General features: G+C 70.8%; 1 protein-coding gene. It reads left to right on the forward strand.

The window, feature by feature from the left end; genetic code table 11:
• Positions 1-277: ABC transporter permease (locus tag IF78_RS0143040; protein ID WP_031488220.1), on the forward strand; the 277-nt coding region annotated here is incomplete at both ends.

Raw genomic sequence — 277 nt, forward strand, 5'->3', positions numbered from 1 at the left:
CATCGTCGACGACCCGACCAAGCTCCCCGCACCGGCCGACGTGTGGGGCGAACTGCGCGCATCCTGGCTGCAGGGCACCCTCCTCGACTACATCTGGACCTCCGTCTCACGCGGCCTGCTCGGCTTCCTGATGGCCCTCGCCATCGGCACACCGCTCGGCCTGCTCGTCGCCCGCGTCAAGTTCGTACGCGCCGCGATCGGCCCGATCCTGTCCGGCCTGCAGTCACTGCCCTCCGTCGCCTGGGTGCCCCCGGCCGTGATCTGGCTCGGCCTCAAC

The organism is Streptomyces bicolor, assembly GCF_000719285.1.
GTDB classification, from domain to species: domain Bacteria; phylum Actinomycetota; class Actinomycetes; order Streptomycetales; family Streptomycetaceae; genus Streptomyces; species Streptomyces bicolor.